This window comes from Streptomyces sp. NRRL F-2664 (assembly GCF_000719345.1).
Classification (GTDB): domain Bacteria; phylum Actinomycetota; class Actinomycetes; order Streptomycetales; family Streptomycetaceae; genus Streptomyces.
Map to the genome: position 1 here is coordinate 140,002 of NZ_JOFX01000013.1, position 15,576 is coordinate 155,577.

Below are 15,576 nucleotides of genomic sequence, written 5' to 3' on the forward strand. Positions count from 1 at the left end.
GTCCGGCCGCCGCACGCGGTCAGCGCAGGCGCTCCGAGCCCTCCGGCTGCACCCACTCCTCCAGCTTCACGACGTCCTTGAGGAAACCGCGCACACCCAGGAACTGCGACAGGTGCTCGCGGTGCTCCTCGCACGCCAGCCACGTCTTGCGCCGCTCCGGCGTGTGCAGCGTCGGGTTGTTCCACGCGAGGACCCAGACGGCCGCGGCGCGGCAGCCCTTGGCCGAGCAGGTGGCAGTGGCGTCGGGAGTGGGGGAGTCGGAGGAAGTCACGACCCCACCCTAGGGGCTGTTCCGAACGGAATGGCGACGCCGAGCAGCAACGGGGGGAGCTGCCCGGCGTCGGTCCGTCGCTCCGACGGGGGATGCGGAGCGCGTGAGCAGTATGTCACGCAGGACCGGGTGCAGTGCACCGGAACTTCATGATTGATCTGAGGTTTTCTTGAGGTTTCCCGCCTCCAGGGCCGGACGGTCGGGAGTCGGGACGAAGTGCGAGGGCAGCGACGGCGCCGACTCGCGCCCCGCATTGGCGATGACCACGGCCACGTACGGGAGCAGGGCGCCCGCGATCAGCGTCACCACCGCGATGGGGCGGGACACGTCCCACAACAGCACCGTCGCGATGACCGACAGCGTCCTGATCGTCATCGAGATCACGTATCGCCGCTGGCGACCCCGCACGTCCTCGGCAAGTCCCATCCGGGCGCCGGTGATCCGGAAGACCTCGGCCCCGTTCCTCTTCTGTCGCCTGACCCGTTCCACGTCCTACCACCCGATCGCCGGCCGGGCCTTCCCCGGCCCGGACCCTTCCACGGTACGCCGACCGCGCCGCCATGGGCACAGGGGACCCCCCCCGGGCGGCGCCGCCCGACATGCGCGGCACGCCGGGCGGGCCGAGACTGGCCCCACGTGCGCACACCGCGCCAGGAGGAGGCTGGACATGAGCTGGTTGTGGGCGATCATCGTCGGTTTCGTGCTGGGGCTGATAGCCAAGGCCGTCCTGCCGGGCAAACAGCACCAGCCCCTGTGGCTGACCACGCTGATGGGCATCATCGGCGGCGTCCTCGGCAACGCCGTCGCCGGCTGGATCGGAGTCGCCGACACCCGCGGCATCGACTGGACCAGGCACCTGCTGCAGCTCGCGGGAGCGGTCCTCTTCGTCTTCCTCGGCGAGATGGCCTACAAGGCGATGCGCGGCGGCAGCCGCCGCATGACCTGAGCCGCTCCGCGGCGCCCGCGGCGCATGACGGAGGGGCCGGTTCGGACATCACGTCCTCACCGGCCCCTCCGCCGTGTGCCGTACGGGCGACGCGTCCCGGGACGCGTCAGGCGCCGGTGACCTCCACCGCAGCCAGGTTCTTCTTGCCGCGGCGCAGGACCAGCCAGCGCCCGTGCAGCAGGTCCTCCTTGGCGGGTACCGCGTCCTCGGCGGTCACCTTCACGTTGTTCACGTAGGCGCCGCCCTCCTTCACGGTCCGGCGTGCGGCCGACTTGCTCGCGACCAGGCCCGTCTCCGCGAAGAGGTCCACGACCGGCGCCAGGTCCGACACCCTGGCGTGCGGCAGCTCGGACAGGGCCGCGGCCAGCGTGGCCTCGTCCAGCCCGGCCAGGTCGCCCTGGCCGAACAGCGCCCGCGACGCGGCGATCACGGCGGCGCACTGGTCGGCGCCGTGCACCAGCGACGTCAGCTCCTCCGCCAGCGCCCGCTGGGCCGCGCGCGCCTGCGGCCGCTCCGCGGTCTGCGCCTCCAGCTCCTCCAGTTCCTCACGGGACTTGAAGGAGAGGATCCGCATGTAGGTGGAGATGTCCCGGTCGTCCACGTTCAGCCAGAACTGGTAGAACGCGTACGGGGTGGTCATCTCCGGGTCCAGCCAGACGGCCCCGCCCTCGGTCTTGCCGAACTTCGTGCCGTCCGCCTTGACCATCAGCGGGGTCGCCATCGCGTGGACGTGCGCGTCCGGCTCGACCCGGTGGATCAGGTCGAGGCCGGCCGTCAGGTTGCCCCACTGGTCGGAGCCGCCCTGCTGCAGGGTGCAGCCGTGCCGCCGGTACAGCTCCAGGAAGTCCATGCCCTGGAGCAGCTGGTAGCTGAACTCGGTGTAGCTGATGCCCTGGTCCGACTCCAGCCGCTTGGCGACCGAGTCCTTCGTCAGCATCTTGTTGACGCGGAAGTGCTTGCCGATGTCCCGCAGGAACTCGATGGCGGACATGCCCGCCGTCCAGTCCAGGTTGTTGACCAGCACCGCGGCGTTCTCACCCTCGAAGGACAGGAACGGCTCGATCTGCGAGCGCAGCCGGTCCACCCACTCCGCGATCACCGCGGGGTCGTTCAGGGTGCGCTCGGCGGTCGGGCGGGGGTCACCGATCTGACCGGTGGCACCGCCGACCAGCGCGAGCGGCCGGTTGCCCGCCAGCTGCAGCCGCCGCATGGTGAGGACCTGCACCAGGTGGCCGACGTGCAGCGAGGCGGCGGTCGGGTCGTAGCCGCAATAGAACGTGACCGGACCGTCCGCGAAGGCCTTGCGCAGCGCTTCTTCGTCGGTGGACTGGGCGAAGAGCCCGCGCCACTTCAGTTCGTCGACGATGTCCGTCACGGTCTCTCGACTCCTTACGGTTTGTGGAAATGCCGTGCTCAGTCTAGGTGGGTCAGACGCCCTTGCTCACCGAACTCATGTTGAAGTCCGGGATGCGGACAGCCGGCATCGCGGCCCGGGTGAACCAGTCGCTCCACTCGCGCGGCAGCGTCTTCTCCGTCCGGCCCGCCTCCGAGGCCCGCGACAGCAGGTCCACCGGGGACTCGTTGAACCGGAAGTTGTTCACCTCGCCCACGACCTGCCCGTTCTCCACCAGGTAGACGCCGTCCCGGGTCAAGCCCGTCAGCAGCAGCGTCGCCGGGTCCACCTCACGGATGTACCACAGGCAGGTCAGCAGCAGGCCCCGCTCGGTGTCCGAGACCATCTCGTCGAGGGACTTCTCGCCGCCGCCGTCCAGGATCAGGTTCCCGAAGCCGGGGGAGACCGGCAGGCCGGTCAGCCCGGCGGTGTGCCGGGTCGTCGCCAGCCGGGCCAGTTCGCCGTCCTTGATCCACTCGGTCGCCGGGACCGGCAGGCCGTTGTCGAAGGCGGAGACGTCGTCGCCGGAGCTGTGGGCGATGACGAACGGCGCACACTCCAGGCCCGGTGCGTTCGGGTCGCTGCGCAGCGTCAGCGGCAGCTCGGTCAGCCTCTCACCGAGCCGCGTGCCGCCGCCGGGCTTGGAGAAGACCGTACGGCCCTCCACCGCGTCCCGGGCCGACGCCGACCACATCTGGTAGATGAGCAGGTCCGCCACGGCCGTCGGCGGCAGCAGCGTCTCGTACCGCCCGGCGGGCAGGTCGATCTTCCGCTCCGCCCAGCCCAGGCGGACGGCGAGCTCCGCGTCCAGCGCGGTCGGGTCGACGTCCTTGAAGTCGCGCGTGGAGCGGCCGGCCCACGCCGAGCGCAGCCGGTCCGGGGACTTCGCGTTGAGCTCCAGGGTGCCGGTGGGCTGGTCGTGGCGCAGCCGCAGGCCCGTGGAGGAGCCGACGTAGGTGGAGACCAGCTCGTGGTGGGCGAAGCCGTACAGCTCACGGCCGCCGGCCCGGGCCCGGGCGAAGGCCTCGCCGAGGGCCGGGGCGAAGTCGGCGAACACGGCGGAGGAGGTCTCGGCCGGTGCGTCGGTGAAGTCGGGCGACGCCGGGACCCCGGTGACCAGCGGCTGGGCGTCCTCCGCGGGTCCCGCGCCCCGCGCGGCCGCCTCGGCGGCCCGGACGAGCGGCTCCAGGTCCTCGGCGGTGACGGCGGAGCGCGACACGACCCCCGAGGCCGTGCCCTCCTTGCCGTCGACCGTGGCGATGACGGTCAGGGTGCGGCCGCGGGTGACGCCGTTGGTCGTCAGGGCGTTGCCCGCCCAGCGCAGGTTGGCGCTCGACTCCTCGTCGGCGATGACGACGCAGCCGTCGGCGGTGGACAGCTCCAGGGCCCGCTCGACGATCTCGTGCGGCTTGGTCGATCGGCTCATCGGCCGGCCTCCTGCGTGGTGTTCAGGATGTTCACGTCGCGGAACAGCGCGGACGGGCAGCCGTGCGAGACCGCCGCGACCTGGCCCGGCTGGGCCTTGCCGCAGTTGAAGGCACCGCCCAGGACGTAGGTCTGCGGGCCCCCGACCTTCTCCATCGAGCCCCAGAACTCGGTGGTGGTGGCCTGGTAGGCCACGTCGCGCAGCTGCCCGGCCAGCCGGCCGTTCTCGATCCGGAAGAACCGCTGCCCGGTGAACTGGAAGTTGTAGCGCTGCATGTCGATCGACCAGGAGCGGTCGCCGACGACGAAGATCCCGCGCTCCACACCGCCGATCAGGTCCTCGGTCGACAGCCCGCCGGGATCGGGCTGGAGGGAGACGTTCGCCATCCGCTGGACGGGCACGTGCCCGGGGGAGTCGGCGAAGGCGCAGCCGTTGGAGCGCCCCAGACCGGTCAGCCTGGCGATCCGCCGGTCCAGCTGGTACCCGACCAGGGTGCCGTCCTTGACCAGGTCCCAGCTCTGCGCCTCCACGCCCTCGTCGTCGAAGCCGACGGTGGCCAGGCCGTGCTCGGCGGTCCGGTCCCCCGTCACGTTCATGATGGGGGAGCCGTACCGGAGCTTGTTCAGCTGGTCGAAGGTGGCGAAGGAGGTCCCCGCGTACGCCGCCTCGTAGCCCAGCGCGCGGTCCAGCTCGGTGGCGTGGCCGATGGACTCGTGGATGGTGAGCCACAGGTTGGACGGGTCCACCACCAAGTCGTAGCGCCCGGCCTGCACGCTCGGCGCACGCATCTTCTCCGCGAGCAGGCCGGGGATCTCCTCCAGCTCGGCGTCCCAGTCCCAACCGGTGCCGGTCAGGTACTCCCAGCCGCGGCCGGTCGGCGGGGCGATGGTGCGCATGGAGTCGAATTCGCCGGTGGTGCCGTTGACGGCGACCGCCGTCAGCTGGGGGTGGACCCGGACCCGCTGCTGGGTGGTCGTGGTGCCCGCGGTGTCGGCGTAGAACTTGTTCTCGTGCACGGCGAGCAGCGAGGCGTCCACGTGCGCGACGCCGTCGGCGGCCAGCAGCCGCGAGCTCCAGTCGGCGAGCAGCGCCGCCTTCTCGGTGTCCGGCACGTCGAAGGGGTTCACGTCGTAGGAGGAGATCCACGTCCGGTCCGCGTGCACCGGCTCGTCGGCGAGTTCCACGCGCTCGTCCGAACCGGCGGCCCTGATCACCTGGGCGGACAGCTTCGCCATGGCCACGGCCTGCGAGGCCACCCGGGCGGCGCCGTCCATGGTCAGGTCCACGCCGGAGGCGAACCCCCAGCTGCCCCCGTGCACGACCCGGACCGCGTAGCCGAGGTCGGTGGTGTCGGACCCGCCGGAGGGCTTGGCGTCGCGCAGCCGCCACGAGGCGCTGCGGATCCGCTCCAGCCGGAAGTCGGCATGGTCGGCGCCCAGCGCGCGGGCCCGGGCGAGCGCCGCGTCGGCGAGCGCCCGCAGGGGCAGCGCGGTGAAGGCCGCGTCGATGGAATGGGGCACGGAAGTCCTCCCGGGGTCGGGGACGGTCGCCCCGATCATGTCGCGATCGGGGCCGTTGTGCCTACATCTTTCTGTAGGGACTCGACAGAGCCCGCTGCGAGGCCCTGTCGGGGGTCGATTCTCCGTACGAGCGGTACGGCCTATAGGTTTTCGGTATTCAGACCGCTAGCGAAAGGGTGATCCGTTGAGCCGCTCGGTTCTCGTCACCGGAGGAAACCGGGGCATCGGCCTCGCCATCGCCCGAGCCTTCGCGGAGGCCGGCGACAAGGTCGCGATCACGTACCGGTCGGGCGAGCCCCCGCAGGACCTCACCGAGCTCGGTGTCCTGGCGGTGCGGTGCGACATCACCGACTCCGAGCAGGTGGAGCAGGCCTACAAGCAGGTCGAGGAAGCGCACGGCGCGGTCGAGGTGCTCGTGGCCAACGCCGGCATCACCAAGGACACGCTGCTGATGCGCATGTCCGAGGAGGACTTCGCCTCGGTCCTCGACACCAACCTCACCGGCACGTTCCGGGTGGTCAAGCGCGCGAACCGCGGCATGCTCCGCGCCAAGAAGGGCCGCGTCGTCCTGATCTCCTCGGTCGTCGGGCTCATGGGCTCGGCCGGCCAGGCCAACTACGCCGCATCCAAGGCCGCGCTGGTCGGCTTCGCCCGCTCCCTGGCCCGCGAGCTGGGCTCCCGCAACATCACCTTCAACGTCGTCGCGCCCGGTTTCGTGGACACCGACATGACGAAGGTGCTCACCGACGAGCAGCGTGCGGGCATCGTGGCGCAGGTGCCGCTGGCCCGCTACGCGCAGCCCGAGGAGATCGCGGCAGCCGTCCGCTTCCTGGCGTCCGACGACGCCGCGTACATCACCGGAGCCGTCATTCCCGTTGACGGCGGATTGGGCATGGGTCACTGATCACCATGAGCGGAATTCTCGAGGGCAAGCGCATCCTCATCACCGGTGTGCTGATGGAGTCCTCCATCGCCTTCCACACGGCCAAGCTGGCCCAGGAGCAGGGCGCCGAGATCGTCCTGACCGCGTGGCCGCGCCCGTCGCTGACGGAGCGCATCGCGAAGAAGCTGCCGAAGCCGGTCAAGGTGATCGAGCTCGACGTCACCAACGAGGAACACCTGGCCCGCCTGGAGGGCCTCGTCCGCGACGAGCTCGGCGGCCTCGACGGCGTCGTGCACTCCATCGGCTTCGCCCCGCAGGACGCGCTGGGCGGCAACTTCCTGAACACGCCGTTCGAGTCGGTCGCCACCGCCATGCACGTCTCGGCGTTCTCGCTGAAGTCGCTGACCATGGCGTGCAAGCCGCTCTTCCCGGCGGAGGGCGCGGCCGTCGTCGGCCTCACCTTCGACGCCCAGTTCGCCTGGCCGCAGTACGACTGGATGGGCCCGGCCAAGGCCGCGCTGGAGGCCACCAGCCGCTACCTGGCCCGCGACCTGGGCAAGGAGAACATCCGCTGCAACCTGGTCTCGGCCGGGCCGCTCGGCTCCATGGCCGCCAAGTCCATCCCGGGCTTCTCCGACCTGGCGGACACCTGGAACCACCGCTCCATGCTGGAGTGGGACATGAGCAACCCCGAGCCGGCGGGCAAGGGCGTCGTCGCCCTGCTGTCGGACTGGTTCCCGATGACCACCGGCGAGATCGTCCACGTGGACGGCGGCCTGCACGCGATGGGCGCCTGAACCCCGCCGCGATCAGGACCCCGGGTCCGTACGGCGGCAGGAGGCGCGGCACCCCCGGCGCCGCGGTGCCTTCGTTCGCATGTTCACCGGCCGACCGGATCTTCCCGAGTCGAAAACCGCGACAGATGCCTGCAAACTGACCACGTCGGGATCTTCCCGGCTCCGGCGGGGAGGAGGCAGGAGTGCGCACCAGGCCGAGCCGAGCGGTATCGATACTGGTCACGTCAGTGATCGTGACCGGACTCCTGGTCCCGGCCGTGGCCGCGCAGCCCTCCGGCGAAGAGGCGGCACCCGGCCCCGAGGCGGCCGCCCCGGCCGTCGTGGAACTCTCCGACATCCCGGCCGAACCACCCGTGCAGCCCTCGCCGCCCGCCGCCCGTGAACTCTTCGGCGCCGACTGCGCCACCACCATCGACGGCTCCCGGGTGACCGCGCACTGCCACAACGCCTACCCGGAGACCGATCTGGTGAGCCTCCACGTGGAGTGCGACCGCTGGTGGGACCTGGACGGCGACGGCGCGGCCGTCGCCGTCGGTCCGGCGGCCCGGGTCGAGCTCACCGGCCGGTGCTGGAAGGAGGTCCGCGCGGCCTGGGTCAGCCACCGACGGGCGTGACCGGACCGCCCTGCGCGTTCGTGCCGGCCGGGCCGTCCTTGCCGAGGCAGACGAACGGGTACCCGGCGGCCTCCGCGGCGGCCGCGTCCCCGTCCCCGCGCCGGATCGCCTCGATCAGCCGCCCGTGGTCGAGATGGGCGGCCGGGTCCAGCACGGTGCCGACGTCGGCCCGGAGCCAGTCGGCCACCAGCTCGCCGAGGTCCGCGTACAGCTCGATGAGCACATCGTTGTGCGAGGCCGTGACCACCGCCATGTGCAGGCTCACGTCCGCCGCGACGAAGACCTCCGCGTCCCCGCTCGCCCAGGCCTCCTCGCGGCGCGCCAGCAGGGCGTCCAGCTGGGCCAGGTCCCGTTCCGTGCGCCGCTCCGCCGCCATCCGGGCCGCCGACGACTCCAGCGTGGAACGGAGCTCTGCGACGTGGCGCGGCTCGGCCCCGGCGAAGCGCCGGTGCATGACGCCGGCCAACTCGCTCGTCGCGATGACGTAGGTGCCCGACCCCTGGCGGATGTCGAGCAGGCCGTTGTGCGCCAGCGCCCGGACGGCCTCGCGCACGGTGTTGCGGGCTACGCCCATCAGCTCCACGAGCTCCGGCTCGGTGGGAATGCGCGAGCCGACCGGCCACTCGCCGGAGGTGATCTGGTTGCGCAACTGGGCGATCACCTGATCGACGAGCGCGGAGCGCCGGGGCGAGGTCAGCGGCATGGGTTCCTCACGCGGGATGTGGTGCGAGCGGGCGACTGGACCACCAATGATCCCATGATTCTATGATGGTTCCATGTTCGACGAGAAGACCCGCACGCTCCACCGCCCTGCCGCGGACCGCGCCACCCCGCAGGCGGCGGCGCCGGCCTGGCTCGGCCCGGTGCTCGTCGTCGGAATCGTGCTGGCCGCCCTCAACCTGCGCCCCGCCATCACCAGCCTCGGCGCGCTCTTCGAGGAGACCCGCGCCGGCCTCGGCATGAGCGGCGCCGTCGCCGGACTGATCACCTCCGTCCCGGCCCTGTGCTTCGCCGTCTTCGGCGTCACCGCGCCCCGGCTCTCCCGCCGCTTCGGCCCGGTCGCCGTCGTCTGCGCCGGCATGGCCGCCGTCGCCGCCGGACTGCTGATCCGCCCCTTCGCGCAGGGCGCCGCCGGCTTCCTGGCCGCCAGTGCCCTGTCCCTGGCCGGCATAGCCCTCACCAACGTCCTGCTCCCGGTGATCGTCAAGCGCTGCTTCCCGGACCGCATCGGCACCATGACCGGCCTCTACTCCATGGCCCTGGCCGCCGGCACCTCGCTCGCCGCAGCCGCGACCGTCCCGCTGACCGAGGCCCTCGGCGGCAGCTGGCGCACCGGCCTGCTGGTCTGGGCCTCCCTCGCCGTGGCCGCCGTACTGCTGTGGCTGCCCATCGCCCGGGCCGCCCGGCGCGCCGACCGTGCCGGGGCCGCCGCCACCGACGGCGCGAACGCCGCCGAACGCCCCGACACGGGCCCCCGGGTCGTCCGCAGCCGTACCGCGTGGGCCCTCGCCTGCTACTTCGGCCTCCAGGCCACGGGCGCATACATCACCATGGGCTGGCTCCCGCAGATCTTCCGCGACGCGGGCGTCTCCGCCTCCGCCGCCGGCGTGCTCCTCGCCGTCACCATGGTCATGGGCGTCCCGCTGGCCTTCGTCATCCCCGGCCTCGCGGGCCGGATGAGGAACCAGGGGCCCATCGCCGTCACCCTGGGTGTCTTCGGGCTCACCGGCTACCTCGGGCTCTACCTCGCCCCCGCCGCCGGAGCCTGGGCCTGGGCGCTCCTGCTCGGCGTCTCCAACTGCGCGTTCCCCCTCGTCATCAGCATGATCGGGCTGCGCGCCAAGTCCCCGGCCGGCGTGGTCAAGCTGTCCGCCTTCGCCCAGAGCACCGGCTACCTCATCTCCATCCCCGGCCCGCTCCTCATCGGCACCCTCTACCAGCACAGCGGAGGCTGGGACCTGCCGCTCGTCCTGATGGCCGGCCTGCTCGTCCCGCAGATCGCCCTCGGCATCCTGGCAGGACGGGACCGCACCATCGAGGACGAATGCGGCGTGCGAGACTGAACCGCATGTCGCCCGTACTCGAACCGAACCCGCAGGACGGCCGCAAGAAGCTCGGCCTCGTCCTCGGTGCCATCCTCGGCATCACCGTGATCATCTCCGTCATCGCGACGATCGCCTCCCCGTGACCCCGACCGCCGTGCGGATGGGTGGGGTTGTCCCCACCCACCCCTAGGGGGTCAGGCTCAGGGTGAAGTGGGGTGCGCCCCGGATGGGGAGCGCCCTCCCGGATCCGTAGATTCGCAGGCAGCGAGCCAGTCCGGTCCACACCCCCACGGAGGCGGCCATGTCGGCCCCCACGCACACACGGTCCCTCCCGTCCGCCCACCGGGCCGGCACCGCCACCGGTGCGAGCACCCGCTTGCACTGGTGGGCGCTGGCCCTGCCCGCACTCGCCTTCGGACTCCTCCTGCTGCTCCTCGCCGGCTCGGGCGAGGCCCACGCGGCCACCGGCGAGGTCTCCGCTCTCGTCCAGGTCGCCGAGCAGTTCCTGCGCGCCGTCGGCTGACCTCCCGAGCGCGCCCCCACCTGGGGTGAGTCCCCTCAACACCCTGCGCCGCACGGCCCGTTTCATGGGAAGCTGGGAGCCATGAGCGCAGACACAGCCCGCAGGATCGCCCTCCTCCGGCACGCCAAGGCCGACTGGCCCGACGTGGCCGACCACGACCGTCCGCTCGCGGAGCGGGGCCGCCAGGACGCACCGGCCGCCGGTCTGAAGCTCGCCGAGACCGGCATCGCCTTCGACCTCGCCCTCTGCTCCACCGCCGCCCGCACCCGGGAGACCTGGAAGCTCGCCGTCCAGGAGATGCCGCACCGGCCGAGGACCCACTACGAGGAGCGGATCTACGACGCGTCCCCGGGTGAGCTCATCGCCCTGCTGAACGAGGTGTCCGACGAGGTCCGCGACCTCCTCGTCATCGGCCACAACCCGGGCATGCACGCCCTCGCCGACGCCCTCACCGGGCGCGCGGAGGGCGACACCCTGGCCCGAATGACCCGTACGGGGTTCCCGACCGCGGCGCTCGCCGTCGTCTCCTTCACCGGCTCGTGGAAGTCCCTGGAGCACGGGGTGGGCACCCTGGTGGACTACTGGACCCCCAAGGGCCACTGACCGGCGCCGCACGCACAAGGGCCCCGGCGACCGGACCGGCCGCCGGGGCCCACGCCTGCCCGGGCTCGGGGTGCTGGACGCGCCCGGACGGGATCAGGCCAGATCGGCGGCCTCGACCTCCTCGCGGGTGATCCCCAGCAGGTAGAGGACCGCGTCCAGGAAGGGCACGTTCACCGCCGTGTGGGCCGCCTCGCGGACCACCGGCTTGGCGTTGAAGGCCACACCCAGCCCGGCCGCGTTCAGCATGTCGAGGTCGTTGGCGCCGTCGCCGATGGCCACCGTCTGGGCCAGCGGCACCCCCGCCTCGGAGGCGAAGCGGCGCAGCAGCCGGGCCTTGCCCGCCCGGTCCACGATCTCCCCGGTGACCCGGCCCGTCAGCTTCCCGTCGACGATCTCCAGGGTGTTGGCGGAGGCGAAGTCCAGCCCCAGCCGTTCCCGCAGGTCGTCCGTCACCTGGGTGAAGCCGCCGGACACCACGCCCACCTGGTAGCCGAGCCGCTTCAGCGTACGGATCAGCGTCCGCGCGCCCGGGGTCAGCTGCACCTCGGCACGGACCTTGTCCACGACGGACGCGTCCAGCCCCGCCAGCAGCGCCACCCGGGCGTGCAGCGACTGCTCGAAGTCCAGCTCGCCGCGCATCGCGCGCTCGGTGACCTCGGCGACCTCGGCCTCGCACCCGGCGTGGGCGGCGAACAGCTCGATCACCTCGTCCTGGATCAGGGTCGAGTCCACGTCCATGACGACCAGGCGCTGCGCCCGGCGGTGCAGGCCGGCCGAGACCACGGCGATGTCCACACCGATGTGCGCGGCGGCCGTGGCCAGTGCGGTGCGCAGCGGCTCGGTCTCCACGCCCGAGACGGCGAACTCCACCGCGGTCACCGGGTACTTCGCGAGCCGGAAGATACGGTCGATGTTGCCGCCCGCCCCGGTGATCTTGGCGGCGATGGCGGCCGTGGACTCGGCGGTGAGCGGATGGCCGAGCACCGTGACGTGGGACCGGCCGCTGCCGCGCGGCCGGTTGTCACCGGTGCCGGAGAGGATCTCGGCCTGCAGCTTGAGCGACTCGGCCCAGCTGTGCACGGTGGCCCGCAGGTCGCCCTCGGTACCGCCGACGGGCTTGGTGACGAGGGCGCACAGGACGATGCGGCCACGGGTGACGACCTGCTCGATGTCGACGACGTCGACCGAGTAGGCGGCGAGGGTGTCGAACAGCCCGGCGGTGATCCCGGGACGGTCCTTGCCGAAGATCTTGACGAGGAGGGTGGGGACGTCGGAGGTCTGCGATGCGCTCATGGTCCCCTCACCGTATCTTCCCTGCCCGCCCGACGAGACCCCCGTCCCACTTCCTGAACGTCCCGCGCGTGCCGCCGCCCCGCCGTCACCGGGCGGGTCCGGCGGGGTCCGGCGGTTCGGTGGCTTTCGGCGGCGGCCCCGAGGCGCCGGCGGCCCCGAGGCGCCGGCGGCCCCGAGGCGGCGGCGGCCCTTCGGTGGCGGCGGCCCTTCGGCGGCGGCGCCGGGCTGCAGGGCCGCCGCTGCGGCGGATGGCCCGGAGCAGCCCACCCGGTCCCTGCCCGGGTCCCCGACCCGGTGGGGGAGGGGTGCACCGGCCGTCGCGCCCCCAGCGCGTGCACGAGCACCCCGCCCGGCGCAGCCCAAGGGCATGGCGGGCAGGGCGGTTTCGACCCCCGCCAGGGCAACTCCGAGAACCGGGACGCCACCCGAGGGGGCAGTGGTTCCACACATCGCGAGGACCATGCGGCGTCTTCGAGCGGCAGGCGCCGAAACCCGGGGCGAGAAGTCCCGTATCGCACTCTCCGGGCGGCTTTCGACCCCGTCGACGGGCGGACACGGACGCCCGGACCGGGCCCGGATTCCACATACGGCTGCAGGCCTGAAATAGTTCCCCCGGATGTTCGCCATCCCTAGACTCCCTGACGTCATGGGGGATTCTCGGGGGACTTAAGTGGGGCTGGAGTGCCGGAACTCGTACTGGAATTGAATGGCAGGACCTGGACGCTCGATCCGTCCAGGTCGTACTCGCTGGGGCGCGACCCCCAGGGAGACGTGGTGATCGACGATGCACGGGTGTCGTGGCGGCACGCCACCATCGCCTGGAACGGCCAGGGTTGGGGGCTCGAGGACCACGGCAGCACCAACGGCACCTACGTGCAGGGGACCCGGGTCCAGCAGACCGCGCTGGTGCCCGGCACGCCGGTCCACCTGGGCAACGCCACCGACGGACCGCGGCTGAACCTGAGCGCCGCCGCCGCGCCGCAGCCCGCCGTGGCGCAGCAGAGCCAGGCTCAGGCGTACGCCCAGCCGCAGGCCGCGGCCTACCAGACCCCGCAGCAGCCCCAGCAGGCCTGGAACCAGCAGCAGCACCAGCAGCCGCAGGCGCACGTCCCCCAGCAGCAGGGCGGCGCCGGCGCGCCGCGCCAACCGCAGGCCGCAGCGCCGGGGTACGGCGGCGACCGCAGCCCGACGACGTTCCACCAGCTGTCGCTGGGCCACGTCATGCGAATCGGCCGTGCGCTGGAGAACGAGCTGGTGGTCTCCGACCTCCAGGTCTCGCGCCACCACGCCGAATTCCGCTCGATGCCCGGCGGCCGCTTCGAGATCCGCGACCTCGGCAGCCACAACGGCACCTACGTCAACGGCCAGCCGCTGGCGAAGTCGGGCACCCAGCTCCTCGGCCCGAACGACATCGTCGGTGTCGGCCACTCGACGTTCCGGATCGTCGGGGACCGTCTGGAGGAGTTCGTCGACACCGGCGAGGTCTCCTTCTCGGCCCGCCACCTCACCGTCACGGTCGACGGCGGCAAGCAGATCCTCAAGGACGTCACCTTCGGCGTCCCGGAGAAGTCGCTGATCGGCGTCATCGGCCCGTCCGGCTCCGGCAAGTCGACGCTGCTCAAGGCGCTGACCGGCTACCGGCCCGCCGACCAGGGCGACGTCCTCTACGACAACCGCAACCTGTACAAGCAGTTCGCCGAGCTGCGCCAGCGCATCGGCCTGGTCCCGCAGGACGACATCCTGCACAAGGAACTCCGGGTCAGCACCGCGCTCAAGTACGCGGCCAAGCTTCGCTTCCCCGGCGACACCGCCGAGTCCGAGCGCGCCGCCCGGATCGACGAGGTGCTGCGCGAGCTCAAGCTCGACATCCACAAGGACAAGAAGATCACCGCGCTCTCCGGTGGTCAGCGCAAGCGCGTGTCCGTGGCCCTGGAGCTGCTCACCAAGCCCTCGCTGATCTTCCTGGACGAGCCGACCTCCGGCCTCGACCCGGGCATGGACCGCGACGTCATGCAGCTGCTGCGCGGCCTCGCCGACGACGGCCGCACGGTCCTCGTCGTCACGCACTCCGTCGCCGAGCTGTCGCTCTGCGACAAGCTGCTGGTCATGGCCCCCGGCGGGTCGGTCGCCTACTTCGGTCCGCCGGACGAGGCGCTGAACTTCTTCGGCTACGGCACCTGGGCGGACGTCTTCTCGGCCTTCGAGAACTACCGCGACTACGACTGGGCCGGCCGCTGGAAGGGCTCCCAGCACTACCAGCTCTACGCCGCCGAGCTCGACGCGGTCGCCCCCCAGCCGGTCGTCATGCCGTCGGCCCAGCAGATGCGCCCCACCAAGCCGCAGGGCTGGGGCTCGCAGCTGTGGACGCTGATCCGCCGCTACGTCTCGGTGATCGCGTCCGACAAGGGCTTCATGGGTCTGATGCTGATCCTGCCGGCCGTGCTGGGCGTGGTCTCCACGGTCATCCCGGCGACCTTCGGCCTGGCGCCGCCGACCCCGCCGTCGCGGTTCAACGGCGACGCGGGCACGATCATGCTGATCCTCGCGGTCGGCATGTGCTTCTCCGGCGCCGCCAACTCGGTCCGCGAACTGATCAAGGAACGCGTCATCTACGAACGTGAGCGCGCGACCGGCCTGTCCCGGTCGGCGTACCTCATGTCGAAGGTGATCGTCCTCGGCGTCATCACGGCCATCCAGGGCGTGATCATCTGCGCGATCGGCTTCGCCCCGCGCGACCTGCCCGCCGAGGGCCTGCTGATGCCGCCGGCCGTCGAGCTGTGCGTGTCCGTCATCGCGCTCGGCTTCACGTCGATGATGTTCGGCCTGGTGATCTCCTCGCTGGTGAAGACCGCCGAGAAGACCATGCCGCTGCTCGTCATGTTCGCCATCGTCCAGGTCGTCTTCACCGGCATCCTCTTCCAGGTCTACGACTCCCCGGGCCTGGAGCAGTTCGCCTGGCTGATGCCGTCCCGCTGGGCCGTCGCCGCCGCCGGCACCACCCTGAACCTCGGAGTGCTCATGCCGCCGTGGGACCAGGACAACCCGACCAACACCGACCCCCTCTGGGACGCCACGGTCGGCCAGTGGAGCCTGAACATCATCATCCTGCTGGCGCTCGGCATCGCGTGCGGCTTCCTCGTACAGCGCCTGCTGCGCCGCCACGAGCCCGAGGTCATGCGCGCGGGCAAGTAGTCACCGGCGCGCAGCGCACGGAACCGCCGAAGGGCGGCACCCGGAATCCGGGTGCCGCCCTTCGGCGTGT

At 71.8% G+C, this 15,576-nt stretch carries 16 protein-coding genes; 9 read left to right on the top strand and 7 right to left on the bottom strand.

Features of this window, described 5'->3' with window-relative positions:
- Window positions 1-19 precede the first annotated feature (19 nt).
- Window positions 20-271, bottom strand: a complete 252-nt coding sequence (locus tag IF89_RS0114925; protein WP_030766887.1) for a hypothetical protein — start codon at window positions 269-271, stop codon at window positions 20-22.
- Between the two features lie 147 nt (window positions 272-418).
- Window positions 419-697: a DUF3099 domain-containing protein gene (locus tag IF89_RS0114930; RefSeq protein WP_051807077.1), complete on the bottom strand. Its 279-nt coding sequence runs from the start codon at window positions 695-697 to the stop codon at window positions 419-421.
- A 241-nt stretch (window positions 698-938) separates the two neighbouring features.
- Here IF89_RS0114930 and IF89_RS0114935 point away from each other — a divergent pair, with 241 nt between their 5' ends.
- Window positions 939-1,217 carry a GlsB/YeaQ/YmgE family stress response membrane protein gene (locus tag IF89_RS0114935; protein ID WP_030766894.1) on the top strand — a complete coding sequence of 93 codons (279 nt, stop codon included), beginning with the start codon at window positions 939-941 and terminating at the stop codon, window positions 1,215-1,217.
- Window positions 1,218-1,323: 106 nt separating this feature from the next.
- Here the strand turns inward: IF89_RS0114935 and tyrS are convergent, their stop codons facing one another.
- The 3 genes from tyrS to IF89_RS0114950 are packed head-to-tail and all read right to left on the bottom strand — an operon-like array spanning window position 1,324 to window position 5,556.
- Complete coding sequence (gene tyrS / locus IF89_RS0114940) at window positions 1,324-2,592, bottom strand: tyrosine--tRNA ligase (protein WP_030766898.1); 1,269 nt, start codon at window positions 2,590-2,592, stop codon at window positions 1,324-1,326.
- Between the two features lie 52 nt (window positions 2,593-2,644).
- On the bottom strand, window positions 2,645-4,036 hold the full coding sequence (locus tag IF89_RS0114945) for a metallopeptidase TldD-related protein (protein WP_030766903.1): 1,392 nt from the start codon (window positions 4,034-4,036) through the stop codon (window positions 2,645-2,647).
- Window positions 4,033-5,556 carry a TldD/PmbA family protein gene (locus IF89_RS0114950; protein ID WP_030766906.1) on the bottom strand — a complete coding sequence of 508 codons (1,524 nt, stop codon included), beginning with the start codon at window positions 5,554-5,556 and terminating at the stop codon, window positions 4,033-4,035. The genes IF89_RS0114945 and IF89_RS0114950 overlap by 4 nt, the downstream gene beginning before the upstream one ends.
- A 184-nt stretch (window positions 5,557-5,740) precedes the next feature.
- Here IF89_RS0114950 and fabG point away from each other — a divergent pair, with 184 nt between their 5' ends.
- The 3 genes from fabG to IF89_RS0114965 all read left to right on the top strand — a co-directional run bounded on the left by fabG (window position 5,741) and on the right by IF89_RS0114965 (window position 7,850).
- A complete protein-coding gene (gene fabG, locus IF89_RS0114955; RefSeq protein ID WP_030766909.1) occupies window positions 5,741-6,460 on the top strand; it encodes a 3-oxoacyl-[acyl-carrier-protein] reductase in 720 nt (239 codons plus the stop codon).
- Window positions 6,461-6,465: 5 nt separating this feature from the next.
- Window positions 6,466-7,236 (top strand): enoyl-ACP reductase FabI, encoded by a 771-nt coding sequence (fabI, locus tag IF89_RS0114960; protein WP_030766912.1) that lies wholly within the window; start codon window positions 6,466-6,468, stop codon window positions 7,234-7,236.
- Window positions 7,237-7,469: 233 nt separating this feature from the next.
- A complete protein-coding gene (locus IF89_RS0114965) occupies window positions 7,470-7,850 on the top strand; it encodes a hypothetical protein (RefSeq protein WP_234327764.1) in 381 nt (126 codons plus the stop codon).
- Here IF89_RS0114965 and IF89_RS0114970 read toward each other — a convergent pair.
- Window positions 7,831-8,553, bottom strand: coding sequence for a FadR/GntR family transcriptional regulator (locus IF89_RS0114970; protein ID WP_030766919.1), 723 nt, complete (start codon window positions 8,551-8,553; stop codon window positions 7,831-7,833). The two genes, IF89_RS0114965 and IF89_RS0114970, sit on opposite strands and share 20 nt — an antisense overlap.
- Before the next feature lie 73 nt (window positions 8,554-8,626).
- Here IF89_RS0114970 and IF89_RS0114975 point away from each other — a divergent pair, with 73 nt between their 5' ends.
- The 4 genes from IF89_RS0114975 (at window position 8,627) to IF89_RS0114990 (ending at window position 11,021) form a co-directional block, all read left to right on the top strand.
- Complete coding sequence (locus IF89_RS0114975; RefSeq protein ID WP_030766921.1) at window positions 8,627-9,913, top strand: CynX/NimT family MFS transporter; 1,287 nt, start codon at window positions 8,627-8,629, stop codon at window positions 9,911-9,913.
- Window positions 9,914-9,918: 5 nt separating this feature from the next.
- Window positions 9,919-10,038, top strand: a complete 120-nt coding sequence (locus IF89_RS49050; protein ID WP_267882100.1) for an SGM_5486 family transporter-associated protein — start codon at window positions 9,919-9,921, stop codon at window positions 10,036-10,038.
- Window positions 10,039-10,196: 158 nt separating this feature from the next.
- On the top strand, window positions 10,197-10,418 hold the full coding sequence (locus IF89_RS0114985) for a hypothetical protein (RefSeq protein WP_030766924.1): 222 nt from the start codon (window positions 10,197-10,199) through the stop codon (window positions 10,416-10,418).
- An 81-nt stretch (window positions 10,419-10,499) separates the two neighbouring features.
- Window positions 10,500-11,021 carry a SixA phosphatase family protein gene (locus tag IF89_RS0114990; RefSeq protein WP_030766927.1) on the top strand — a complete coding sequence of 174 codons (522 nt, stop codon included), beginning with the start codon at window positions 10,500-10,502 and terminating at the stop codon, window positions 11,019-11,021.
- Between the two features lie 93 nt (window positions 11,022-11,114).
- Here the strand turns inward: IF89_RS0114990 and serB are convergent, their stop codons facing one another.
- Window positions 11,115-12,314, bottom strand: coding sequence for a phosphoserine phosphatase SerB (serB, locus tag IF89_RS0114995; RefSeq protein WP_030766929.1), 1,200 nt, complete (start codon window positions 12,312-12,314; stop codon window positions 11,115-11,117).
- Window positions 12,315-12,995: 681 nt separating this feature from the next.
- On the opposite strand from serB, the gene IF89_RS0115000 reads away from it, so the two are divergent.
- Window positions 12,996-15,506 carry an FHA domain-containing protein gene (locus IF89_RS0115000; protein ID WP_078628303.1) on the top strand — a complete coding sequence of 837 codons (2,511 nt, stop codon included), beginning with the start codon at window positions 12,996-12,998 and terminating at the stop codon, window positions 15,504-15,506.
- The last annotated feature ends 70 nt before the right edge of the window (window positions 15,507-15,576 follow it).

Excerpts from the sequence above, each read along its gene's own strand:
- serB (WP_030766929.1), bottom strand. The coding sequence starts at position 12,314 with ATGAGCGCATCGCAGACCTCCGACGTCCCCACCCTCCTCGTCAAGATC.
- IF89_RS0114975 (WP_030766921.1), top strand. The coding sequence starts at position 8,627 with ATGTTCGACGAGAAGACCCGCACGCTCCACCGCCCTGCCGCGGACCGC.
- IF89_RS0114970 (WP_030766919.1), bottom strand. The coding sequence starts at position 8,553 with ATGCCGCTGACCTCGCCCCGGCGCTCCGCGCTCGTCGATCAGGTGATC.
- IF89_RS0114985 (WP_030766924.1), top strand. The coding sequence starts at position 10,197 with ATGTCGGCCCCCACGCACACACGGTCCCTCCCGTCCGCCCACCGGGCC.
- IF89_RS0114930 (WP_051807077.1), bottom strand. The coding sequence starts at position 697 with ATGGGACTTGCCGAGGACGTGCGGGGTCGCCAGCGGCGATACGTGATC.
- fabI (WP_030766912.1), top strand. The coding sequence starts at position 6,466 with ATGAGCGGAATTCTCGAGGGCAAGCGCATCCTCATCACCGGTGTGCTG.
- IF89_RS49050 (WP_267882100.1), top strand. The coding sequence starts at position 9,919 with ATGTCGCCCGTACTCGAACCGAACCCGCAGGACGGCCGCAAGAAGCTC.
- IF89_RS0114935 (WP_030766894.1), top strand. The coding sequence starts at position 939 with ATGAGCTGGTTGTGGGCGATCATCGTCGGTTTCGTGCTGGGGCTGATA.
- IF89_RS0114945 (WP_030766903.1), bottom strand. The coding sequence starts at position 4,036 with ATGAGCCGATCGACCAAGCCGCACGAGATCGTCGAGCGGGCCCTGGAG.
- IF89_RS0114990 (WP_030766927.1), top strand. The coding sequence starts at position 10,500 with ATGAGCGCAGACACAGCCCGCAGGATCGCCCTCCTCCGGCACGCCAAG.